This is a genomic window from Gillisella vitis, assembly GCF_001541345.2.
Classification (GTDB): Bacteria; Pseudomonadota; Alphaproteobacteria; order Rhizobiales; family Rhizobiaceae; genus Allorhizobium; species Allorhizobium vitis.
Window position 1 is genome coordinate 589,525 of the sequence record NZ_LMVL02000003.1, and the last position, 21,961, is coordinate 611,485.

Below are 21,961 nucleotides of genomic sequence, written 5' to 3' on the forward strand. Positions count from 1 at the left end.
GATGGAAAAGCCCGGTCTTCTCGATGGCGCCATTGCGCCTTTTGCCAATGACAGGCTGTTTGGCCATGGCGCGGCGGAACAGTTTCTGGCCAGTTCTTACCAAACCGGCAAGCTGCATCATGCGATCCTGATCGAAGGGCCGGAGGGGATCGGCAAGGCAACGCTGGCCTTCCGCTTTGCCCATCATGTCCTGTCGTATCCCGACCCTGCCAGCGCGCCATTTGTCCTTGCCGACCCGGACCCCAACTCGCTGGTCGGGCGGCAGATTGCGTCCGGGGCCTCGCATAATCTCCTGCATATTGCCCGACCGGTGGATGAAAAGACCGGCAGGGTAAAATCCTCGATTACCGTCGAGGAAATCCGCAAGGCCGGGCATTTCTTTTCCCAGACCTCCGGTGGTGGGAATTGGCGGATCGTCATCCTCGATCCCGCCGACGACATGAACCGCAATGCGGCCAATGCGATTTTGAAAGTGCTGGAAGAGCCGCCGAAACGGTCATTGTTCCTGGTTCTGTCCCATGCGCCGGGCAAGCTGTTGCCCACCATCCGCTCACGCTGCATGCCGCTGAAATTACAAACGCTTGGCGTGGACGATTTGGCCAGCGCGCTGGCGCATCTTGGTGTTTCTCCACCTGGGGAGCAGATGGCTGCGCTTTCCGATCTGTCGAAGGGCAGCGTGTCGCAGGCGTTGAAACTGATCAACTATGGCGGCATGGAAATCATCGCTGCCTTCAATGCGATCCTTGTCAGTGAAGGCCCGGTGGCGCGAAAGCAGATGCACAAGCTGGCGGATGCGCTTTCAGCCAAGGACAGCGATGTGATCTATCATTTCTTCATCGAGCATCTGTCCGAATTCCTGATGGACAATGCGCGTCAGGTCGCCATGGCTGGTGATCTTGCTCGGGCCGAGCGGCTGTCGCGGCTTTCCAGCGCCATCGTCGAAAAGCTTGGCGTGGCCGGGGCCTATAACCTCGACCGTAAGCAGACGCTGCTTGAAATTCTTGGCGAAGTCGCGGCTGTATAAGCCTGACCTGGTTCTATAGCGCGATCAGCTTTGCAGCGACGATGACCAGAATAACCGCCAGGATCATTCTCACCGCCTTTTCCGGCAGGCGTGGTGCCGCATAGCTCCCCATAATGATGCCGGGAATGGAGCCGATCAGCAGCGAGCCCAGCAGCACCCAGTTGACATCGCCGATCACCCAATAGCCGATACCGCCGATCAGCGTCAGTGGAATGGCGTGCGCAATATCGGAGCCGACGATGTCGTTGATGGTGGAGCGAGGATAGAGAAACAGCAGCACGGTCACGCCGATGGCCCCAGCGCCAACCGAAGTCAGCGTGACGACGGTACCCAGCACCAGTCCAAGAACGACGGTGCCAATTGCAATGGCGCGTGGGCTTGGGCTGCGATGGGCTTGAAGCCAGTTGATTTCATAGCGCATCAGCAGATCGCGAAACAGCAGGATGAGCGCAGTGATCATCAGCATGATACCGAGGCTGGTGGTCAGGAGATCGGTGGAATGGGCGCTTTTCCTGTCAACGCCGCTCATCAGCCAGAGGGTCACCGACGTGGCCGGAATGCTGCCCAATGCCAGCAGGCCGACCAGCCGCCAGCGGATATGTCCGTGGCGATGATGTACAGCAGCTCCCGCCATCTTGGTGATTGCCGCATAGAGAAGGTCAGTTCCCACGGCGGTTGCCGGATGAATGCCAAACAGCAGCACCATCAACGGCGTCATCAGCGAGGCGCCGCCAACGCCGGTAATACCAACCAGAGCTCCGACGAAAAAGCCTGAAAGCGAAACCATTGGATCGAATGAAAAACCGGTCAGAACGTCGCCTCCTCGGATTCGGACAGGGCCGATGGAACCGATCTAGCGAAAGGAATACACGTCGGTCAAGGCAGCCGCCGCATGCGCAAAGCGCCTGGCCGAGAAACTTGTTGTTTCGCAACGCGGCGACATGCGCTAAGAGCGGCGGACATTCCTGATCGATAAAGCGGACTGCAAGGGCCGACCCATGAAAGATACGTTCTACATCACCACCGCCATTTCCTATCCGAACGGCAAGCCGCATATCGGCCATGCCTATGAGCTGATTGCCACGGATGCGATGGCGCGCTTCCAGCGGCTGGATGGCAAGGACGTGTTCTTCCTGACCGGCACCGACGAACATGGCCAGAAAATGCAGCAGACCGCCCGCAACGAAGGCATTGCGCCAGAGGAGCTGGCGAAGCGCAATTCTGACGAATTCCGCGCCATGGGCCAGCTGCTCAATGCCTCCAACGACGATTTCATCCGCACCACTGAGCCGCGTCACCATAAAGCTAGCCAGGAAATCTGGAAGCGGATGGAAAAGAACGGCGACATCTACAAGGATAGTTATGCGGGCTGGTACTCGGTGCGTGACGAGGCCTATTACGCCGAAGACGAAACCGAGCTTCGTACCGATGGCGTTCGCTATGGGCCGCAAGGCACGCCGGTGGAATGGGTGGAGGAGGAAAGCTATTTCTTCAAACTCGCGGCTTACGAAGAAAAACTCCTGAAACTCTACGAGGATCAGCCGGATTTTATCGGCCCCAATGAGCGCCGCAATGAAGTGGTTTCTTTCGTCAAGTCCGGTCTCAAGGACCTGTCGATTTCCCGCACTACCTTCGATTGGGGCATCAAGGTTCCCGGCGATGACAAGCATGTCATGTATGTCTGGGTTGATGCGCTGACCAATTACGTCACCGCCACCGGCTATCTGACCGATGAAAACGGCCCGCGTGCCAAATACTGGCCAGCAGACGCTCATATCATCGGCAAGGATATCATTCGCTTCCACGCCGTCTATTGGCCGGCTTTCCTGATGTCGGCTGGCCTGCCGCTGCCCAAGCGTGTCTATGCGCATGGCTTTCTTCTCAATAAGGGTGAGAAGATGTCGAAATCTGTCGGCAATGTGGTGGACCCGGTCAATCTGGTCAATCACTTCGGCCTGGATCAGGTGCGGTTCTTCTTCCTTCGAGAAGTGTCGTTCGGTCAGGACGGTTCTTACTCGGAAGAGGGAATCGCCACTCGCATCAATGCCGATCTCGCCAACGGCATCGGCAATCTTGCCAGCCGTTCGCTGTCGATGATCGCCAAGAACCTCGACGGCAAGGTGCCTCAGCCCGGCCCGCTGACCGAGGCCGACGAGGCGATTCTTGCTGTTGCCGACGAGGCGATTGCCATTTGCCGCGAGGAAATGTCTCGCCAGCAGATCCACAAGGCTGTGGGTGCAATCATGAACATCGTCAACGAAGCCGACCGCTATTTTGCCGCCCAGGCCCCCTGGGTGCTGCGCAAGACGGATGTGCCGCGTATGGAAACCGTGCTGTATGTGACGGCGGAGCTGGTGCGGCAGATCGCTATCCTGTTTCAGCCGATCATGCCCGACAGTGCAGCGAGGTTGCTTGATCTCGTGGCAATCGCGCCGGATGATCGGGTATTCGCCAAACTGGGTAAAGCTGGTCGTCTGACGCCCGGCACGGAACTTCCTGCCGTCTCACCGGTCTTCCCGCGCTACGTCGCATCAGATGCAGACAAAGCAGCAGACGGGGCCTGAGTGATGTTGATCGATACCCATTGCCACCTGGATTTCGCCGATTTCGAGGAAGAGCGCGACGAGCTGGTGAAGCGCGCCCATGATGCGGGCGTCAAGCAGATGGTGACGATCTCCACCCGCGTCGCCAAGCTTCCGGCGCTTTTGGCGCTGACTGAGCGCTACCCTTCGGTATTCTGCTCGGTCGGCACCCATCCCAACAATGCCAATGAAGAGCTGGAGGTTGGTGCGGACGATCTGGTGCGACTGGCCGAGGCGCATGAGAAAGTCGTTGCCATTGGCGAATGCGGCCTGGATTATTTCTACGATACCCAGACACCGGAAGACCAAAAGACTGGCTTCCTGCGTCATATCGAGGCGTCGCGCCGCACACAATTGCCGCTGGTGATCCATAGCCGCAGCGCCGATGACGACATGGCGCAGATCCTGCGCGATGAGACGGCCAAGGGTGCGTTTCCCTTCATTCTGCATTGCTTTTCGGCTGGCGAGGCTTTGGCGAAAACCGGCGTCGAGCTGGGCGGCTATATTTCCTTTTCCGGCATCCTGACCTTCCCGAAATCGCAGGAGTTGCGCGATATCGCCAAGGATCTGCCGATGGATCGGCTGCTGGTGGAAACCGACGCGCCTTACCTTGCGCCAAAGCGTTGGCGTGGAAAACGCAACGAGCCCTCCTATGTCGTCAATACGGCGGAGGTGTTGGCCGAGGTTAAGGGTGTCAGCTACGCGGACATCGCGGCGATCACCACGGATAATGCATTGAGACTGTTTTCGAAAATGCCAAGGCTTTGAGTGACCGATGACCTATCTCCGCCGCTTCACCATTCTGGGATGCTCATCTTCGCCGGGTGTGCCGCGGATCAATGGTGATTGGGGAGACTGCGATCCTTCGAACCCGAAAAACCGGCGCACACGCGCATCTTTCCTGATCGAGCAGATCGGCCCGGATGGCGGCAAGACCGTGGTTCTGGTCGATACCGGCCCGGATTTTCGCGAGCAGATGATCCGTGCGGGTGTCCAGTCGCTGGACGCCGTCGTCTATAGCCACGCCCATGCCGACCACTTGCATGGCATCGACGACCTGCGCGGCTATTCCTTGATGCAGCGCGGACGTATTCCGATCTATGCCGAGCCGGAGACCATGCGCCGGATAGAGACGGGGTTCGGCTACTGCCTGAAAACCCCTGATGGCAGCAATTATCCACCCATCGTCCGTCCGCACCTCATTGAGGATATGGACCGTCCGGTCGAGATCGATGGCGCAGGCGGACGCATTGCGCTCATGCCGCTGGAACAGCAGCATGGAGACATTATATCACTCGGCTTTCGCATCGGCGATGTCGCCTATTGCAGCGATGTCAGCGATTTTCCCGAGAAAACCGTGCCGCGTCTGGCGGGGCTGGATGTGCTGGTTATCGATGCCCTGCAATATAGAGAGCATCCGAGCCATTTGTCGCTGTCGCAATCGCTGGCCTGGATCGACAGGCTTGCCCCGAAGCGGGCGATATTGACCCATATGCATATTCCGCTCGATTACGATACGGTCCTGCGCGAAACGCCTGATCATGTGGAGCCGGCCTATGACCAGATGCAATTTGAGGTCACGCTGTCGGCCTGATTTCTCGAAAACATGGCGCGGGCCAGGATAGACGATGTTGAACAAGCCCTTTCAATCTCCCAGCACGGCCAGCTTTCTCAACAATCTGAAAGCATCCCGGCTTCAGGCACTGCTGCGGCGGGGCGAGTTGGGGTTGGTGGTTCTGGCCGCCGTTATCGGCATACTCGCCGGTCTTCTGGTGTCGCTGGTCAGTTTCCTCAGCGCCAGTCTGCATTTTCTGATTTTCGGAGTGGAAGGCACGCTGAGTGGCAGTGGCATTACCGGACCCATCGTCCTGGGTGGTCCTATTATCGGCGGGGTCATCCTCGGCGTCATTGTGTTCATCCTGTCCAAAACCCGTAAAAAGCCGATGGTCGACCCCATCGAGGCCAATGCGCTGCATGGCGGACGGTTGTCACTGACCGACAGCATCATCGTTTGCGTGCAGAATATCATTTCCAACGGTTTCGGGGCCTCAGTGGGGCTCGAGGCCGGTTACACCCAGATCGCCTCCGGCTTTGCCTCCAAGCTTGGCGTCAAGCTGAAGCTGCGGCGCGGTGACTTGCGGCTGCTGGTCGGCTGCGGGGCAGCAGGCGCCATTGCTGCGGCCTTCGATGCGCCGCTGACCGGTGCTTTCTACGCGGTCGAACTGATCATCGGCTCCTATACGGTCGTGACGCTCGCCCCGGTGATCGTCTCGGCGCTGGTGGCAAAAATCGTTACCAGCCAGATCGGCGGGCAGGGCCTGTCCATCGATATCGGTGCGGTCGGCAATATTACCCCAATCGATTACCTGCCCGCCGTCGTGCTCGGCATCGTCTGCGCAGGCGTTGGCATCGTGCTCATGCAGGCGGTATCCTTCATTGAGGAAACCGCGCGCAAGAGCTTCATCTCCCAGCCCTTCAGGCCGATGATTGGCGGGATCATTATCGGCCTTCTGGCACTTGTTTCCCCGCAGGTTCTGGCCGGTGGCCACGGCGCGCTGCATATCAACCTCAATACCCAAAGCAGCCTTTATGCACTGGTGCTGTTGTTCGTGCTGAAATCCATTGCCAGCGCCGTCTCCATCGGCTCCGGCTTTCGTGGCGGCCTGTTTTTCGCCTCACTGTTCATGGGTGCGCTGCTCGGCAAGATCTTTGCCTTCGGGGCCATGCTGTTTCCGGCGGTGACGCTGACGCCGGTGATCTATGCCGTGGTTGGCATGAGCGCTTTTGCTGCCGCCGTCATTGGTGGACCGCTGACCATGACCTTCCTGGCTCTGGAATTGACCGGCGACTTTCCGATCACCGCGCTGGTCCTTGCCTCTGTTATCACCACCTCACTGGTGGTGCGGGTGTCGTTCGGCTATTCCTTCGCCACCTGGCGTTTTCACTTGCGCGGCGAGACCATTCGCAGCGCCCAGGATGTTGGCTGGATACGCGACTTGACGGTGGCAAAGATGATGCGCGCCGATGTCCGTACTGCCAAGCTCTCCATGGGGCTTGAGGAATTCTGCAAGCAATTTCCCTTGGGCTCGACCCAGCGAGTGATCATGGTCAATGACGACGGCCGCTATGCCGGAATCGTGCTTTTGCCGGAAATCTATGCCGATCCAATGGACCGCGAGGATGAGAGCCGCAGCCTGGAAACCTATCTGCGCTATACCAAGGATGTGCTTTTGCCGACCATGAACGTCAAGCAGGCCGCCGCCATCTTTGATTCTACTCAGAGCGAAGCGCTGGCCGTCATGAACGACCGTGTGCAGAACCGTCCAATCGGCTTGCTGACCGAAAGCCACACGCTTCGCCGCTATAGTGAAGAACTGGACCTTAGACGCCGGGAGGTGGCGGGCGAGTTCTAACAGTCTATCCAATAATCGCCGCTGGCCGTCTGCAAATAGCAATTTCTGCGCTTCCGGTACTCACGTACTGTAAGCGAGGTGGCAGGCGAGTTTTGAGCGCACCGTGCGGTAAAATGATATGCTGATATCTTCTGGGAAAGTGGTGAGCGCGCAGGGATTCGAACCCTGGACCTACTGATTAAAAGTCAGTTGCTCTACCGGCTGAGCTACGCGCTCCCGAAGCGGAGCAACTGCCCCTCTGGAAGTGCGCGGACCATATGCAGGGCGGTGTTTTCGGTCAACCCAAAAAAACAGCTTTTTTCACATTTTCACCAGAGGTTTTTATGGCTTTGGCAAAAAGGTGATTGGCACGTCATTGTCATCGGGGCTACCACACCGATTAAAATAGATACCGGGCGGTGAGGACATTGTGACGATTGCTGAAATTCCATTTCTGACAGCGCTTGTGGCCGGGACCCTGTCCTTTCTCTCGCCCTGTGTTTTGCCGCTGGTGCCGCCTTACCTCTGCTATATGGCGGGTGTCAGCGTCGAGCAGTTTCGCGGCGAGGCAGTGGCGGTCGACCGGCGGGCGCGCTCGGCGGTGATTTTTTCGGCCCTGTGTTTCACGCTGGGTTTTGCCACCGTCTTTGTAGCGCTTGGGGCTGGCGCTTCCTCCATCGGCATGATGTTGCGCCAGCATCTCGATCTTTTGTCGAAGATCGGCGGCTTGATCATCATCGTCATGGGGCTGAATTTTTTGGGGTTGTTTCGCATCGGCCTGCTGGCCCGCGAAATGCGCTTTGCGGGTGGCGGCAAGCCCGCGACCCTGACAGGGGCCTATGTGATGGGGCTGGCCTTTGCCTTTGGCTGGACGCCCTGCATCGGCCCTGTGCTGGGCGCTATTCTCGCGGTCGCCGCAGCCCGCGATACGGTCGGACAGGGGGCTGTGCTACTGGCGGTCTATTCGCTAGGGCTAGCTATTCCCTTCTGGGTCGCTGCTGGCTTTTCAGGGGCTTTCATGCGGTTTCTCACCCGGTTTCGCCGGCATCTCGGTCTGGTGGAAAAGCTCATGGGGCTGCTGCTGGTCGCAACCGGGCTTGCCTTCATATTTGGTTTTGTGTCCGATCTGGCGATCTGGTTTCAGCAGAGTTTTCCGATCCTGTCACGGATCGGATAAGTTTTCGGTCCATCAAGCCTGATCTCAGAATCGCGACTTGATCTTGTCGCGGATCATCTGCGGAAATGCGCCGAAGCCACGGCCCGGTGCAACGCCCTCGCGCATGGCAAAATGGCGCAAGGGTGACAGGTTTGAAAGAAGGTGAATTCCGGCGGCGCGCACCATTTGCACCGGCAGGAAGGACGATAGCAGCGACCGGTTCAGAAGATCGACGCTGGCGGTGCGGCTCCAAACATCCACCTTACGGCGGCGGTCGAATCTATCGCCCAGCGTCGCGCCGAGTGGCTTTTGCGGCTCATGCCCGACAAGATCCTCCAAGGCCATGATGTCGCGCAGGCTGAGATTGAGGCCTTGCGCACCAATGGGCGGGAAGGCATGCGCAGCCTCGCCGATGAAAACGGCGCGACTCTTGCCGTAGCGGTTGGCGCTCATGCCCGAAAGCGGCCAGGCCTGGGCCGGTGCCTCGACCGTGACTTGGCCCAGCAGCGACTGCATGCGTGCTTCGACCAGAGCGCTAAGGTCTTCGAGCGGCAATGATGTCAGCCGCGCGGCTTCCGCAGGCTCGACCACCCAAACCAGGCTGGAACGATTACCCTTAAGCGGCACCTGGGTGAAAGGTCCGGTTTCCGTATGAAATTCGGTCGAGACATTGTTGTGGGGCAGGGCGTGGGTGAAATTCAGCACCACGGCTGTTTGTGGATAGGACCAGGTCCGCACGGCCACATCCGCCGCGCCGCGCGTCATCGAGTGCCGGCCATCGGCACCGACCACCAGATCGCATTCGATAGTGGTGTTATCGGCAAGTGTTACGCGAGCATTGTGTTGGGAGAAATCGATGGAGGCAGCCTGTTGATGCAAAACGGTAAGATTGGGTTCTCTTGCCAAGGCAGCATCGAACACATCGAGAAGATCGCTGTTTTGAAAATTATAACCGAAGGCGGCCAGACCGATTTCGGAACTGCGAAAGGCAACAGGCGGCGCACGCAGCAGCCGCTGGGTGCCATCGATGATCTGCATGGTCGACAGCGCTTCGCCTTGGGGTTTGAGGTCTTCCCACAGGCCGAGACGGTCGAGAAAGCGGATCGATTGATCCATGAGCGCCGTCGTGCGGCGATCCTTCGGACGAGTGTCCCCGGCAATCAATGTCACCTTGCGCCCGCGCCGTGCAAGCGCCAGTGCCGCGACCGACCCAGCCAGACCCGCGCCAATTACCGTGACATCGACCGTTTCCATCGTCTGCTCCTTCATGCATTCCTGTGCAAAATAGGGTGTCTGACGCTGAAAATCCATGGGCTTACGTGTTGTAACCGAATGGCATTGTGTCGCGGCGGGGCGCTGGAAAACGGATAAAGCCCGGATGAAAGGTTGCATTTGAGGCAGATTCGGAGAATATCCCCCAACCAATCAAAGGGGTTTTGACCGGCGAATTATGAAGATCTTCAACTATAAGCGCGTACCCTATGCGGAGATGCGCGCGTTCTCCGTGCATATTCTGACAGCCTCCGGCTCGTTCCTGGCCTTCCTTGGGGTCGTGGCCGCCGCCGAGCATCGCTTTGTCGACATGTTCTGGTGGCTTGGCCTGGCGCTGGCCGTCGATGGCATCGATGGGCCGATTGCCCGTAAGGTCAAGGTAAAGGAGGTCCTGCCCAATTGGTCAGGCGATACGCTCGATAACATTATCGATTATGTGACCTATGTCCTGCTACCGGCTTTTGCGCTTTACCAGAGTGGTATGATAGGCCAGCCGTGGTCCTTCGTCGCTGCCGGAATGATCGTTGTGTCCAGCGCCATCTACTATGCCGATATGGGCATGAAGACCGACGAATATTTCTTTTCCGGCTTTCCAGTCGTCTGGAATATGATCGTTTTTACCCTATTCGTCATCGATGCCTCGGCAATGACCGCGATGATTGTGGTTGGCATTTCCGTAGCGCTGACCTTCCTGCCAATCAGTTTCCTGCATCCCGTCCGGGTCAAGCGGCTGCGACCGCTTAATCTGGCAGTGTTCTTCCTGTGGTGCGGACTGGGTGGCGCGGCGCTGCTGATGCACTTCCAAACGCCGTCTTTCCTGGTCATCCCCTTCATTATCAGCGGCATTTACCTCTATGTGATTGGTGGAATTCTCCAGGCTTTTCCGTCGCTTGGCCGTAGTTGAAAACAATGCCCTGCCTTAAAAACGGGCAAGACCCAAAAAATAACCTTTCCGGTAGTTGTAAGCGGCAATAAAACCGGTATCAATACGTTCAGCAATCTATACTTCACGCAGGGTCATGACGTGAAGGTGTTGAAATGGTTTAGGTATCCGTTTCGTCTCCTTGTTGTGGATGTTGGTCCCGACCGAGGCGGAGCAAGGGGGTCGAGTGTCGCATAGCAAAGAAGTAGCGCCATCTCCGCTGCTTTCGGTTCGCAGCCTGACGAAGCGATTCGGCACATTTGCTGCCTGCGATGGCATTGATCTCGACATTCTTCCCGGCGAAATCCACGCTCTGCTGGGTGAGAATGGCGCTGGCAAATCCACATTGGTCAAAATGCTGTTTGGTGTGCTGACGCCAAGCGCTGGCGAGATCCACTGGGACCATCAAGGTGCCGTCGAGGTCGCTTCTCCAGCGGAGGCCCGCCGCCTTGGCATCGGCATGGTCTTCCAGCATTTTTCGCTGTTTGAAGCGCTGACCGTGGCTGAGAATATCGCCTTGTCCCTGGATCGCTCGGTGTCGATTGGCGAAATCGCCGAACAGGCGCGGACGTTATCGTTGTCTTACGGTTTGCCGCTCGATCCTTCGGCCCATGTCGCGGATTTGTCGGTTGGCGAGCGTCAGCGGATCGAAATCGTCCGGGCATTGTTGCAAAATCCAAAACTGATCATTCTCGATGAACCGACCTCGGTGCTGACCCCGCAGGAGGCCGACAAGCTGTTTGAAACGCTGGAAAAGCTGCGGGCCGAAGGGCGCTCGGTGCTCTATATCAGCCACCGGCTGGAAGAGGTTCAGCGCATTTGCGACCGTGCCACGGTTCTGCGCCACGGTAAGGTGACAGGCACCTGCGATCCGCGTCAGGAAACCCCGGCCACGCTGGCACGAATGATGGTAGGTGCAGACGTTACGGGTGTGACGCCGGATATCGCGGCTCCAGTTGGTGCGGAACTGCTCACCATCAGCCATCTCAGCGTCGACGCGCGCACGCCGTTTTCCATGGCGCTGAAAGATGTGTCGCTGACTGTGCGTGCCGGTGAAATCCTCGGACTGGCAGGCGTGGCCGGTAATGGCCAGAGCGAATTGTTCGATGTGCTGTCCGGCGAATATACCGTGCGTGAGCATCAGGCCATCCAGCTCTGCGGCCAGCCGGTCGGGCGTTTCGGCATCAACCGGCGCCGGTTGATCGGCGCGGGGTTTGTGCCGGAAGAGCGCCATGGTCATGCGGCTGTTACCGGGCTTTCGCTGTCGGACAATCTGCTGTTGGCGCGGCATGGTTCGGATCGTGGGCGTTATGTCTCCGGCCTGTTCGGACTGATCCGCCACAGCGCCATCAAGGCGTCCACCCGGCAGATTTGCGAGGCGATGGATGTGCGCAAGAGTGGCGAGGACCCGGTCGCCGGATCGCTTTCTGGCGGAAACCTGCAAAAATTCATTGTCGGGCGTGAACTGGACCGCAAACCAGCGGTGCTGGTCGTCAATCAGCCGACCTGGGGTGTGGATGCGGGTGCGGCCAGCCGTATTCGTCAGGCTCTGATCGATCTTGCGGCGCAAGGCTCGGCGGTGGTGATCATCAGCCAGGATCTGGACGAGATTTTCGAAGTCTCGACGTCGATTGCGGCGATTTCGGAGGGCAGGCTGTCGAAAGTCTACCCAAGCGGCGTGATGAACCGCGAGAAGATCGGGTTGCTGATGGGCGGCTTGCATGGTCTGGAGAGCGCCGATGCGCATTGAACTGGAAAAGCGCGCTCGCGCTTCGGGACTGTTTACCCTGGTTTCGCCGGTGCTGGCGCTGGCTTTGACCCTGTTTTTCGGCGGGTTGATGTTTGCAGCCCTGGGCAAAGACCCCTTCTTTGCACTTTACAGCTTCTTTATCGCGCCACTGACCGAGGTCTGGTCCCTGCATGAACTGGCGATCAAGGCGGCGCCGCTGATCCTGATCGCTGTCGGACTGTCGGTCTGTTATCGCTCGAACAATTGGAATATTGGCGCGGAAGGCCAGTTCACGGTTGGGGCGATTTGCGGCTCGATCATTCCGGTGATCTTTTACGAATGGCAATCGCTGCTGCTTTTGCCGTTGATGATGGTGATGGGCATGGTTGGCGGGGCGCTTTACGCGGCCATCCCGGCACTGCTGAAAACCCGCTTCAACACCAATGAAATCCTCACCAGCCTGATGCTGGTCTATATCGCCCAGTTCATTCTGGATTATCTGGTGCGCGGCCCGTGGCGCGACCCGCAAGGCTTCAATTTTCCCCAGACGCGAGAATTCGTCACGGAGGGAATTCTGCCTGCCATCTGGGAAGACTCAGGCCGTGCGCATTGGGGCTTTGTGTTTGCGCTGATTGCCGCTGTTGGCGTCTGGTTGATGATGCGTTACACGCTGAAGGGGTTTGAAATCGTGGTGCTTGGCCAGTCGGAACGGGCAGGGCGGTTTGCCGGGTTTTCCTCCAGGGGCATGGTTTGGTTTTCCATGCTGTTTTCTGGCGCGCTGGCCGGTCTTGCCGGGATTTCGGAGGTGTCTGGGTCGATCAATCACTTGCAGCCGTCGATTTCACCGGGCTACGGTTTTACGGCGATCATTGTCGCCTTTCTGGGCAGGCTTAATCCGCTTGGGATCATTATTGCCGGTTTGGTTCTGGCGCTGACCTATCTGGGCGGCGAGGGCGCGCAGCTGGCGATCGGCGTTTCGGACAAGGTGGCGCGGGTGTTTCAGGGGCTGTTGCTGTTTTTTGTGCTCTCCTGTGACACGTTGATTTATTATAAAATCCGGCTGGTGTTCTCCAAAACCCGCTCCTCCGTGGCTGAGGGTGCGAAATGATCCTCGAAGCCATTCTTCTGACGGTTATCACTGCCTCGACCCCACTGGTTATCGCTGCCCTTGGCGAGCTTGTCACTGAGCGCGCCGGTGTGCTCAATCTCGGCGTTGAAGGCATGATGGTCATGGGGGCGGTCGCTGCTTTTGCGACTGCCTATTCCACCGGATCGCCGCTGCTGGGCGTGGTGGCGGGCATTGTCGCAGGGGCAGGTTTTTCCCTGCTGTTTGGATTTCTGACGCTGACGCTGGTCACCAACCAGGTGGCGACTGGGCTGGCGCTGACCATTCTGGGGCTTGGCGTCTCTGGTCAGTTGGGCGAGAGCTTTGTCGGCAAGCCCGGCGTAAAGCTTCAGGCCATCGAATTTCCGCTGCTGTCGGATATTCCCGTCATCGGCTCTTTGCTGTTTCGGCAGGATCTGATCTTCTATCTGGCGATTGTCCTCGTTATCGGCGTCCACTGGTTCCTGTTCAAAAGCCGGGCAGGGCTGATGTTGCGGGCGGTGGGCGATAGTCCGGCCTCTGCGCATACATTGGGGCTCAAAGTCATCCGCACCCGCTATTTGGCTGTCATGTTTGGCGGGGCCTGTTCCGGTCTGGCCGGGGCGCAATTGTCGCTAGTTTACACGCCGCAATGGGTAGAAAACATGTCGGCCGGGCGCGGCTGGATTGCGCTGGCGCTGGTGGTGTTTGCCTCCTGGCGGCCGGGGCGCGTTCTGGCGGGCGGCTATCTGTTCGGCGCGGTCACCATTGGCCAGCTGCATGCGCAGGCTTTCGGCATCGGATTGCCATCGCAGTTTTTATCAGCACTTCCTTATGCTGCAACCATTGTCGTTTTGATCGCGATTTCGCATAATCGGCGCACGACGTTGATCAATACGCCCGCTTCTCTGGGAAAGCCTTTCGTTCCAGATCGCTGACCCATCGTCTTCACTCTCATGCAATCAGGGGATATTATGAAAAAACTCGCACTCGCATTTGCGGCCTCCGTCGCCACGATGCTTTCCGTTGCCGGTAGCGCCAGCGCCGCCGACAAGACCAAGATCTGCTTTGTTTACGTTGGCAGCAAGACCGATGGCGGTTGGACCCAGGCTCACGAGTTGGGCCGTCAGGAATTGCAGAAGCATTTCGGTGACAAGATCGACACGCCTTTCCTTGAAAACGTGCCGGAAGGCCCGGATGCCGAACGCGCTATCGAGCGTCTGGCCCGCGAAGACTGCAAACTGATCTTCACCACCTCCTTCGGTTTCATGGATGCCACCGTCAAGGTCGCCAAGAAATTCCCGAAGGTGAAATTCGAGCATGCAACCGGCTTCAAATCGGCTGAAAATGTTTCGACCTACAATTCGCGCTTTTACGAGGGTCGCTACATTTCCGGCGTGATTGCCGGCAAGATGTCAACGAAGGGTGAGGCCGGTTACATCGCCTCCTTCCCGATCCCTGAAGTTGTCATGGGCATCAACGCCTTTGAGCAGGGTGCCAAATCCGTCAATCCGAATTTCAAGATGAAGGTTATCTGGGTCAATACCTGGTTCGACCCCGGCAAGGAAGCCGATGCCGCCAAGGCGCTGCTGGACCAGGGCGTCGATATCTTGACCCAGCACACCGACACCACCGCTCCGATGCAGATCGCTCAGGAGCGCGGCATCAAGGCGTTCGGCCAGGCTTCCGACATGATCGCTGCCGGCCCAACCTCGCAGCTGACCGCCATCAAGGACACTTGGGGTGCTTATTACATCAAGCGCACGCAGGCCCTGCTGGACGGTAAATGGACCTCGGAACAGAGCTTTGATGGCTTGAAGGACGGCATCCTGACCATGGCGCCCTACACCAATATGCCTGACGATGTGAAGAAACTGGCAGAAGACACCGAAGCCAAGATCAAGTCTGGCGAATTGCATCCCTTCACAGGTCCTATCAACAAGCAGGACGGCACGGCTTGGCTGAAGGCTGGTGAAAAGGCTGATGACAAGACGCTGCTCGGCATGAACTTCTACGTCGAAGGCGTGGACGACAAGCTGCCGAAGTGAGTTTCGACGTTACCATATGATTGAGAGGGCGTCTTCGGACGCCCTTTTTCATTGCTGATTGAGGTTGCGGCGTGATAGCTGACGCCAAAGCGACCGATGTTCGGAGATACCTGATGAGCCGCACCTGTCTTGCCGTCATTCTCGCCGCAGGCGATAGCACCCGAATGAAATCCGCGATGTCCAAGGTGCTGCATCCGGTGGCGGGTCTGCCGATGATTGCCCATGTGATGCAGACGATTGCCGCCAGCGATATTACCGATGTGGCGCTGGTCGTCGGGCGCGATGCCGATAAGGTTACACAAGCCGCCAGCATCAAAGGCCTGTCGGTCACTCCCTTCGTGCAGACTGAGCGGCTTGGCACTGGTCATGCCGTTTTGACCGCGCGCGAGGCGCTTGGCCGAGGCTATGACGATATTCTGGTGGCCTATGGCGATGCACCGCTGATTACATCAGGTCCGCTGCTGGCAGCGCGTGCGGCTTTGGCTGATGGCAATGACATTGCGGTGATCGGCTTTCATACCGAAAAGCCGACCGGTTATGGCCGTCTTCTGGTCGAGGATAGTGAATTGGTCGCCATCCGCGAAGAAAAGGACGCCAGCGACGAAGAGCGCAAGGTGACCTGGTGCAATAGTGGCCTGATGGCCATCAATGGTGCGAAGGCGCTGGACCTTCTGGGGCGGATCGGCAATGCCAATGCCAAAGGTGAATATTATCTGACCGATCTGGTCGAAATCGTCAGGTCTTTGGGCGGCAAGGCGGTCGCCGTCGATGCGCCGGAAGCCGAGCTTGCCGGGTGCAACAATCGCGCCGAACTGGCGGTGATTGAAAAACTCTGGCAGGAGCGTCGGCGTCACGAGATTATGCTGTCCGGTGTCTCGATGATTGCCCCGGAAACCGTGTTTCTGGCCTATGATACGGTGTTGGGGCAGGATGTGCTGATCGAGCCAAATGTTGTGTTCGGCCCCGGCGTGACGGTGGAAAGCGGTGCGGTGATCCATGCCTTTTCGCATTTGGAAGGTGCGCATGTTGCGTCCGGCGCGACCGTCGGTCCGTTTGCGCGCCTGCGGCCCGGTGCCAATCTGGGCGAGGGTGCCAAGGTCGGCAATTTCTGCGAGGTGAAAAAGGCTGAGATTGGCGCTGGCGCCAAGATCAATCATCTCACCTATATCGGCGACGCCTTTATTGGCGCGGAAACCAACATCGGGGCAGGCACCATCACCTGCAATTACGATGGGGTGAACAAGCATGAGACCCGGATTGGTGCGAATGCCTTTATCGGCTCCAACAGCGCCCTTGTCGCCCCGGTGACGATTGGCGATGGGGCGCTGATCGCTTCAGGCAGCGTGATTACGGATGATGTGCCTGCCAATGCGCTGGCGCTTGGCCGGGCGCGTCAGGAAATCAAACCGGAGCGGGCAAAAGTCATTCGGGAGCGGAATATGGCGATCAAGGCCATGAAAAAATCCGGTTCCTGATCACGGATATTTTCGTAACGTCACGATATCCAAATTGACCATCCCTGGAATTGAGAAATCCTCCGGAATTGGTAGGACTGGCCTCGCGTGAGCGCGAGAAGGAGAATTGCATGTGCGGTATTGTCGGAATTGTCGGTGACCGGCCGGTTTCGGAACGCTTGGTAGACGCCCTGAAGCGGCTCGAATACCGGGGGTATGATTCGGCAGGTGTCGCGACGCTCGATCATGGTGTGATGGATCGCCGCCGCGCCGAGGGCAAGCTGTTCAATCTGGAAACCAAATTGGCGCAGCAGCCGCTTCCAGGCACGATCGGCATTGCCCATACCCGCTGGGCCACGCATGGCGTGCCGAATGAAGCCAATGCCCATCCGCATTTCGTAGAAGGCGTCGCGGTCGTTCACAACGGCATTATCGAGAATTTTTCCGAATTGCGCGATGAGCTTGTCGCTAACGGCGCTACGTTCACCAGCCAGACCGACACCGAAGTTGTCGCCCAGCTTCTTGCTCGTTCCCGCCGTCAGGGTCTGGATCATAAAGCCGCGATGCTGGGGATGCTGAACCGGATTACCGGCGCCTATGCACTGGTGGTGATGTTTGCCGATGAGCCGACCCAGCTTTTCGCCGCTCGTTTCGGCCCGCCGCTGGCCATCGGCCATGGTAAAGGCGAAATGTTCCTGGGCTCCGACGCCATTGCACTGTCGCCTTTCACCAACCAGATCACCTATCTGGTCGACGGCGATTTCGCTGTGATCGGTCATCGCACAGCCCAGATCATGGATTTCGCTGGCAAGCCGGTCAAGCGCATCAAGCAGATCTCCCAGGGCAGCGCCTATCTGGTCGATAAGGGCAATCATCGCCATTTCATGGAGAAGGAAATCTATGAACAGCCGGAGGTGATCTCCCATGCGTTGGCGCATTATGTCGATCTGGCTGCCCATACGGTGAAGAGCGAGGTGATCGGCCTGGATTTTGCCCGCCTGCGGGGGCTGGCGATTTCAGCCTGCGGGACGGCCTATCTGGCTGGCCTGATCGGCAAATACTGGTTCGAGCGCTATGCACGCCTGCCTGTGGAAATCGATGTCGCATCCGAATTTCGCTATCGGGAAATGCCGCTATCGCCGGATCAGGCGGCCCTGTTCATTTCGCAATCGGGCGAAACCGCCGATACGCTGGCCTCGCTGCGCTATTGCAAGGAAGCGGGGTTGAAAATCGGCGCCGTGGTCAATGTGCAGGAATCGACCATTGCCCGCGAGGCCGATGCGGTTTTTCCGATTTTGGCCGGGCCGGAGATCGGCGTTGCCTCCACCAAGGCCTTCACTTGCCAGCTCGCCGTCATGGCATCGCTGGCGATTGCCGCCGGTAAGGCGCGGGGGCTGATCGGCAACCAAGAAGAAAAGGACATGGTGCGGCATCTGTCCGAATTGCCGCGCATCATGAGCAGGGTGGTCAACCTGATCCAGCCGCAGATGGAAACTCTGTCGCGGGACCTGTCGAAATTCAAGGACGTGCTCTATCTCGGTCGCGGCACCAGCTATCCGCTGGCCTTGGAAGGGGCGCTGAAGCTCAAGGAGATTTCCTATATCCATGCCGAGGGCTATGCCGCTGGTGAGTTGAAGCATGGCCCGATTGCGCTGATCGATGAAAACATGCCGGTTATCGTCATCGCTCCGCATGACCGGTTTTTTGAAAAGACCGTCTCGAACATGCAGGAAGTGGCGGCGCGGGGCGGCAGAATTATTTTCATCACCGACGAAAAGGGCGCGGCATCCTCTAAGCTGGAAACCATGGCGACCATCGTTCTGCCCGATGTGGCGGAAATCATTGCGCCCATGGTGTTTTCACTGCCGATCCAGTTGCTCGCCTATCATACGGCGGTGTTCATGGGGACGGATGTCGATCAGCCGCGCAATCTGGCGAAATCCGTCACGGTTGAGTGATCGATTTTTTTGCGGTGCACCTTGTCTTGGCGGGCAAGGTGCCGCACAGTTTGGCTATACTGCTTCGGTGTGTATTTGTTCGGCGAAGCAGGCCATTTCATGAAAAATCGGATCATATGTCGGATAAACCAGAACGAATTTCTTTTGCCAGCCGGCTAAGGACCAATTTCCTGACCGGCATGATCATCTGTGCGCCTTTGGCGATCACCGTCTGGCTGACCTTCACCTTCATCGATTGGGCCGACAGCTGGGTGACGCCCTATATTCCGCAGCGCTACAATCCGGAATATTACTTCAATATCGCCATTCCCGGCACCGGCCTTGTGATCGCGGTGGTTGGTATCACGATGATCGGCTTTCTCGGGCGCAATCTCGTCGGGCGCTCTATCGTCAATTTCGGGGAGTCGATCCTGAACCGCATGCCGCTGGTGCGCACGCTTTACAAAAGCCTGAAGCAGATTTTTGAAACGGTGCTGAAGGAACAGTCCAGTTCCTTCAAAAAGGTCGGGCTGATCGAGTTCCCCGCACCGGGCACCTGGGCCATGGTGTTTGTTGCAACAGAAGTGACTGGCGAAATCGCGGCTCGGCTGAACGAAGAGGGCGAGGAGATGATCGCTGTCTTCATGCCGCCCACCCCGGTGCCAACGGCGGGTTTCCTGATGTTCGTGCCGCGCAGCCGCCTGAAACTGCTGGATATGACGCCGGAAGAAGGTGCCAAACTGCTGATTTCCGGTGGATTGGTGATGCCGGAGTGGAAACCGGCTTCCGGCACGATTGCCATGCCGCCTGTTGTGGATGTCGCAACGGGAAAAGCAGGGCTTTAGGCTTTCGGAGTAATACCCATTTCCTGTATGACCTTGTCACGATCCTGTCACGGGAAGCTTCTAATGGCCCTGATGGGGGAGCAGTGATACGGAGGACATTCCGTATCCCATCAAGGCTGAACGCTGCCCCGGTTGATGCAAAGGATCGGGATGATGATATTTTCACGCAAGGCATTGCTTCTGGCTGCAACCGTTCTGGTATCCTCAGTTGGTGTCGTTCTGGCGGAAGGAACGGTCAGCGCCAATGGGGTGACAATCGCCAATAAGGGCCTGGTCGCTATCGGCCGCATTCCGGCCAGTGAACGCGACAAATTCAAGGAAACCTTCGGATCCGGTTCCGGCATGGCAGTCGATCTGACCCAATGGAAAAAGCAGGGCGAGAGCTATTCCGGTTCGCTTTGGCTCCTGCCGGATCGTGGCTACAATGTCGAAGGCACGACCGACTACAATACCCGCATCAACAAGATTGATTTCACCTTGGCGCCAGCACCGGCTGGAACTACTCCGCCCGCTGACAAGCAGCAGAAGGGCTTTGACGCAAAGCTTGCCGATACCATTCTGCTGACGGATGGTGAGGGCAAGAGCTTGACCGGACTGGACCCAGAGTCCGGCATTCGCGCCGCGACTAAAACATTGCCAGCCTTGCCACAAGCGACCACCGGCAAGATCTCGCTCGATCCGGAAGCCGTCGTTCTGTTGAAGGACGGTTCGATGATGATCAGCGACGAATATGGCCCTTACATCTATCATTTTTCGGCACTGGGAAAGCTCATCTCCGCCACCCAGCCACCGAAGGCGCTGTTGCCAATGCGCAAGAGTGAGTTGAATTTCTCATCCAACAATGTTGGCGAAGGTGGCAAGAAGCCAGACCCGAAGGACCCCGACACAGGTCGCCAAAACAACCAGGGACTGGAAGGCATGTCGTTGACGCCTGACGGTAAGTTCCTGATCGCGCTGCTGCAATCGGCGACCCGCCAGGATGGCGGCGATAGCAGCTCCACCCGGATGAATACCCGCGCTCTCGTCTATGATGCAGCCGATATGGATCATCTGAAGCTGGTGCATGAATATGTCGTGCCGCTACCGACCTTCGATAACAAGGGCAAGGTTGCCGTTGCAGCCCAGAGCGAAATTTTGGCTTTGTCGGATAAGAGCTTCCTGATGCTAGCGCGTGACAGCAATAGCGGGCAGGGCATGAAGAGCGATACCTCAGTCTATCGCAAGATCGATCTTGTCGATCTGTCAGCGGCCACGGACATTGCCAATGGCGAATTCGACGATGTTAAGCCGGTTGCCCCGAAGGGCGTGGTGGATGCGTCCGTCAAGGTGGCGGCGGTGACGCCGTTCATCGACATCAACGACAACAAGGACCTCGCCCGCTTTGGCCTGCACAATGGCGCGCCTAACGACAAGAATAATCTCTCTGAAAAATGGGAGGCGATGTCGGTCGCATCGGCCCTCGATCCTTCCGCTCCGGATGATTATTTCCTGTTCGTTGCCAATGACAACGACTTCCTGACCCAGGATGGCTATCAGGTTGGTGCGGCGTACAAAGCTGAAGGCGGCGCTGAGGTCGATACCATGTTCCAGGTGTTCCGCGTGACCTTGCCGGGCATGACTGCGAAGTAACCATCGACTAAGGTTACTCACCAATAAAACGCCGTGCATCCGAATGGGATGCACGGCGTTTCTGTTTATGCTTACGCCTGTCTGGCGTGCAGCCAGGCCTTGAATGCTTCGACCTCGTCTGTCTGGATAGCGCCGACGCCTGCATCTGCCAGCACGGTCCAGACACCCTCTGGATCGGCAAGGGCTCGGGTGTCGTTGAAATCGAGGCAATGAGAGACGTCGAGCGTGTTGATCCAGACGCGGATGTTCTGGCGCTCGAGTTCGGCCCGTGCATGGGCGATGTCGGCGAGATCCGTGAATTTCACTTCGATCATCGGCGCCTTGAGGCTCTCGATGCGGCGCAGGTCTTCGGTAAACCGGCCCTGACGTACGGGAAACATCGGCATATGCGGAATCTTCCCGAACCAGTCGGCATCGACAATAGTGAAATGGTCCGCGTCGAGATCGATGTCGGTCTTGACCAGAACCTGATCGGCAATGTTCATCCGCAGCACCGTTTCCATCACCTGCGGCAGATCACGGGTGAATTTCGTGTCGATATTGACGGTAATACGACCGCGAGCTTCCTCAAGAATTTCCTCGAGTGTCGGAACGCATTCCTCCGTTATCTCAGCCTCCGGGCCGCCAGCGCTGCTGCGCAGCTTTGCCTGGCGGATGACATCGAACGGCAATTCACTGACCGTGCCGCTGCCGGTCGTCGTTCTGTCCAGGGTTGCATCGTGAATAACCACGAGATGACCATCGGCGCTGGATTGGGTGTCGATTTCGACCATATCCACCCCTTGGGCAATTGCTGCCCGAATCGAGGCCAGTGAATTTTCTGCGGTGCTCTTCCACAGGCCGCGATGGGCGATGGTCAGAATGGTGGGATTGGTGCGCGACGCCAT

Annotated in this window: 18 protein-coding genes and 1 tRNA gene; 15 read left to right on the forward strand and 4 right to left on the reverse strand. The window is 57.9% G+C overall.

Annotation, left to right across the window (positions count from 1 at the left end; genetic code table 11):
* Window position 1: 1 nt before the first annotated feature.
* Window positions 2-1,024: a DNA polymerase III subunit delta' gene (locus ASB66_RS12920; protein WP_060715565.1), complete on the forward strand. Its 1,023-nt coding sequence runs from the start codon at window positions 2-4 to the stop codon at window positions 1,022-1,024.
* A 13-nt stretch (window positions 1,025-1,037) separates the two neighbouring features.
* Here ASB66_RS12920 and ASB66_RS12925 read toward each other — a convergent pair whose 3' ends face one another.
* Window positions 1,038-1,811: a sulfite exporter TauE/SafE family protein gene (locus ASB66_RS12925; protein WP_060715564.1), complete on the reverse strand. Its 774-nt coding sequence runs from the start codon at window positions 1,809-1,811 to the stop codon at window positions 1,038-1,040.
* A gap of 211 nt (window positions 1,812-2,022) precedes the next feature.
* Here ASB66_RS12925 and metG point away from each other — a divergent pair, with 211 nt between their 5' ends.
* From metG to ASB66_RS12945, 4 genes are read left to right on the forward strand one after another with little or no spacing between them, the layout of a single operon-like run.
* Complete coding sequence (gene metG, locus ASB66_RS12930) at window positions 2,023-3,588, forward strand: methionine--tRNA ligase (RefSeq protein ID WP_060715563.1); 1,566 nt, start codon at window positions 2,023-2,025, stop codon at window positions 3,586-3,588.
* A 3-nt stretch (window positions 3,589-3,591) separates the two neighbouring features.
* Window positions 3,592-4,374 (forward strand): TatD family hydrolase, encoded by a 783-nt coding sequence (locus tag ASB66_RS12935; RefSeq protein WP_060715562.1) that lies wholly within the window; start codon window positions 3,592-3,594, stop codon window positions 4,372-4,374.
* A gap of 7 nt (window positions 4,375-4,381) precedes the next feature.
* Window positions 4,382-5,200 carry an MBL fold metallo-hydrolase gene (locus ASB66_RS12940; protein WP_060715561.1) on the forward strand — a complete coding sequence of 273 codons (819 nt, stop codon included), beginning with the start codon at window positions 4,382-4,384 and terminating at the stop codon, window positions 5,198-5,200.
* A 34-nt stretch (window positions 5,201-5,234) separates the two neighbouring features.
* Window positions 5,235-7,019 (forward strand): chloride channel protein, encoded by a 1,785-nt coding sequence (locus ASB66_RS12945; protein ID WP_114386590.1) that lies wholly within the window; start codon window positions 5,235-5,237, stop codon window positions 7,017-7,019.
* A 140-nt stretch (window positions 7,020-7,159) separates the two neighbouring features.
* Here the strand turns inward: ASB66_RS12945 and ASB66_RS12950 are convergent.
* Window positions 7,160-7,235 (reverse strand) — tRNA-Lys (locus tag ASB66_RS12950).
* A 193-nt stretch (window positions 7,236-7,428) separates the two neighbouring features.
* On the opposite strand from ASB66_RS12950, the gene ASB66_RS12955 reads away from it, so the two are divergent.
* The gene (locus ASB66_RS12955) at window positions 7,429-8,175 is read left to right on the forward strand and encodes a cytochrome c biogenesis CcdA family protein (RefSeq protein ID WP_060715559.1); all 747 of its coding nucleotides are present in this window, start codon (window positions 7,429-7,431) and stop codon (window positions 8,173-8,175) included.
* 24 nt (window positions 8,176-8,199) lie between these two features.
* Here the strand turns inward: ASB66_RS12955 and ASB66_RS12960 are convergent, their stop codons facing one another.
* Window positions 8,200-9,408, reverse strand: coding sequence for a UbiH/UbiF family hydroxylase (locus ASB66_RS12960; protein WP_060715990.1), 1,209 nt, complete (start codon window positions 9,406-9,408; stop codon window positions 8,200-8,202).
* Window positions 9,409-9,604: 196 nt separating this feature from the next.
* Here ASB66_RS12960 and pcsA point away from each other — a divergent pair, with 196 nt between their 5' ends.
* The 9 genes from pcsA (at window position 9,605) to ASB66_RS13005 (ending at window position 21,074) form a co-directional block, all read left to right on the forward strand.
* Window positions 9,605-10,330 carry a phosphatidylcholine synthase gene (gene pcsA / locus ASB66_RS12965; RefSeq protein WP_060715558.1) on the forward strand — a complete coding sequence of 242 codons (726 nt, stop codon included), beginning with the start codon at window positions 9,605-9,607 and terminating at the stop codon, window positions 10,328-10,330.
* 169 nt (window positions 10,331-10,499) lie between these two features.
* Window positions 10,500-12,098, forward strand: coding sequence for an ABC transporter ATP-binding protein (locus tag ASB66_RS12970; RefSeq protein WP_060715557.1), 1,599 nt, complete (start codon window positions 10,500-10,502; stop codon window positions 12,096-12,098).
* Complete coding sequence (locus ASB66_RS12975; protein ID WP_060715556.1) at window positions 12,088-13,185, forward strand: ABC transporter permease; 1,098 nt, start codon at window positions 12,088-12,090, stop codon at window positions 13,183-13,185. The genes ASB66_RS12970 and ASB66_RS12975 overlap by 11 nt, the downstream gene beginning before the upstream one ends.
* Window positions 13,182-14,099, forward strand: a complete 918-nt coding sequence (locus tag ASB66_RS12980) for an ABC transporter permease (protein ID WP_060715555.1) — start codon at window positions 13,182-13,184, stop codon at window positions 14,097-14,099. The genes ASB66_RS12975 and ASB66_RS12980 overlap by 4 nt, the downstream gene beginning before the upstream one ends.
* Window positions 14,100-14,135: 36 nt before the next feature.
* Window positions 14,136-15,209: a BMP family ABC transporter substrate-binding protein gene (locus ASB66_RS12985; RefSeq protein WP_060715554.1), complete on the forward strand. Its 1,074-nt coding sequence runs from the start codon at window positions 14,136-14,138 to the stop codon at window positions 15,207-15,209.
* A 113-nt stretch (window positions 15,210-15,322) separates the two neighbouring features.
* A complete protein-coding gene (gene glmU / locus ASB66_RS12990) occupies window positions 15,323-16,684 on the forward strand; it encodes a bifunctional UDP-N-acetylglucosamine diphosphorylase/glucosamine-1-phosphate N-acetyltransferase GlmU (RefSeq protein WP_060715553.1) in 1,362 nt (453 codons plus the stop codon).
* A 110-nt stretch (window positions 16,685-16,794) separates the two neighbouring features.
* Window positions 16,795-18,621 (forward strand): glutamine--fructose-6-phosphate transaminase (isomerizing), encoded by a 1,827-nt coding sequence (glmS, locus tag ASB66_RS12995; protein WP_060715552.1) that lies wholly within the window; start codon window positions 16,795-16,797, stop codon window positions 18,619-18,621.
* A 116-nt stretch (window positions 18,622-18,737) separates the two neighbouring features.
* Window positions 18,738-19,445: a DUF502 domain-containing protein gene (locus ASB66_RS13000; protein WP_060715551.1), complete on the forward strand. Its 708-nt coding sequence runs from the start codon at window positions 18,738-18,740 to the stop codon at window positions 19,443-19,445.
* Between the two features lie 153 nt (window positions 19,446-19,598).
* Window positions 19,599-21,074: an esterase-like activity of phytase family protein gene (locus ASB66_RS13005; RefSeq protein ID WP_114386669.1), complete on the forward strand. Its 1,476-nt coding sequence runs from the start codon at window positions 19,599-19,601 to the stop codon at window positions 21,072-21,074.
* A gap of 71 nt (window positions 21,075-21,145) precedes the next feature.
* Here the strand turns inward: ASB66_RS13005 and ASB66_RS13010 are convergent, their stop codons facing one another.
* On the reverse strand, window positions 21,146-21,961 hold the full coding sequence (locus ASB66_RS13010; protein WP_171431027.1) for a glycerophosphodiester phosphodiesterase family protein: 816 nt from the start codon (window positions 21,959-21,961) through the stop codon (window positions 21,146-21,148).

Bases quoted from the DNA above. Each gene is read 5' to 3' on its own strand.
- glmS (WP_060715552.1), top strand. From the start codon at position 16,795: ATGTGCGGTATTGTCGGAATTGTCGGTGACCGGCCGGTTTCGGAACGC.
- ASB66_RS12945 (WP_114386590.1), top strand. From the start codon at position 5,235: ATGTTGAACAAGCCCTTTCAATCTCCCAGCACGGCCAGCTTTCTCAAC.
- ASB66_RS12940 (WP_060715561.1), top strand. From the start codon at position 4,382: ATGACCTATCTCCGCCGCTTCACCATTCTGGGATGCTCATCTTCGCCG.
- ASB66_RS13005 (WP_114386669.1), top strand. From the start codon at position 19,599: ATGATATTTTCACGCAAGGCATTGCTTCTGGCTGCAACCGTTCTGGTA.
- ASB66_RS12925 (WP_060715564.1), bottom strand. From the start codon at position 1,811: ATGGTTTCGCTTTCAGGCTTTTTCGTCGGAGCTCTGGTTGGTATTACC.
- ASB66_RS13000 (WP_060715551.1), top strand. From the start codon at position 18,738: ATGTCGGATAAACCAGAACGAATTTCTTTTGCCAGCCGGCTAAGGACC.
- pcsA (WP_060715558.1), top strand. From the start codon at position 9,605: ATGAAGATCTTCAACTATAAGCGCGTACCCTATGCGGAGATGCGCGCG.
- ASB66_RS13010 (WP_171431027.1), bottom strand. From the start codon at position 21,961: ATGGCGTCGCGCACCAATCCCACCATTCTGACCATCGCCCATCGCGGC.
- ASB66_RS12960 (WP_060715990.1), bottom strand. From the start codon at position 9,408: ATGGAAACGGTCGATGTCACGGTAATTGGCGCGGGTCTGGCTGGGTCG.
- glmU (WP_060715553.1), top strand. From the start codon at position 15,323: ATGAGCCGCACCTGTCTTGCCGTCATTCTCGCCGCAGGCGATAGCACC.
- metG (WP_060715563.1), top strand. From the start codon at position 2,023: ATGAAAGATACGTTCTACATCACCACCGCCATTTCCTATCCGAACGGC.
- ASB66_RS12935 (WP_060715562.1), top strand. From the start codon at position 3,592: ATGTTGATCGATACCCATTGCCACCTGGATTTCGCCGATTTCGAGGAA.
- ASB66_RS12970 (WP_060715557.1), top strand. From the start codon at position 10,500: ATGTTGGTCCCGACCGAGGCGGAGCAAGGGGGTCGAGTGTCGCATAGC.
- ASB66_RS12920 (WP_060715565.1), top strand. From the start codon at position 2: ATGGAAAAGCCCGGTCTTCTCGATGGCGCCATTGCGCCTTTTGCCAAT.
- ASB66_RS12975 (WP_060715556.1), top strand. From the start codon at position 12,088: ATGCGCATTGAACTGGAAAAGCGCGCTCGCGCTTCGGGACTGTTTACC.
- ASB66_RS12985 (WP_060715554.1), top strand. From the start codon at position 14,136: ATGAAAAAACTCGCACTCGCATTTGCGGCCTCCGTCGCCACGATGCTT.
- ASB66_RS12980 (WP_060715555.1), top strand. From the start codon at position 13,182: ATGATCCTCGAAGCCATTCTTCTGACGGTTATCACTGCCTCGACCCCA.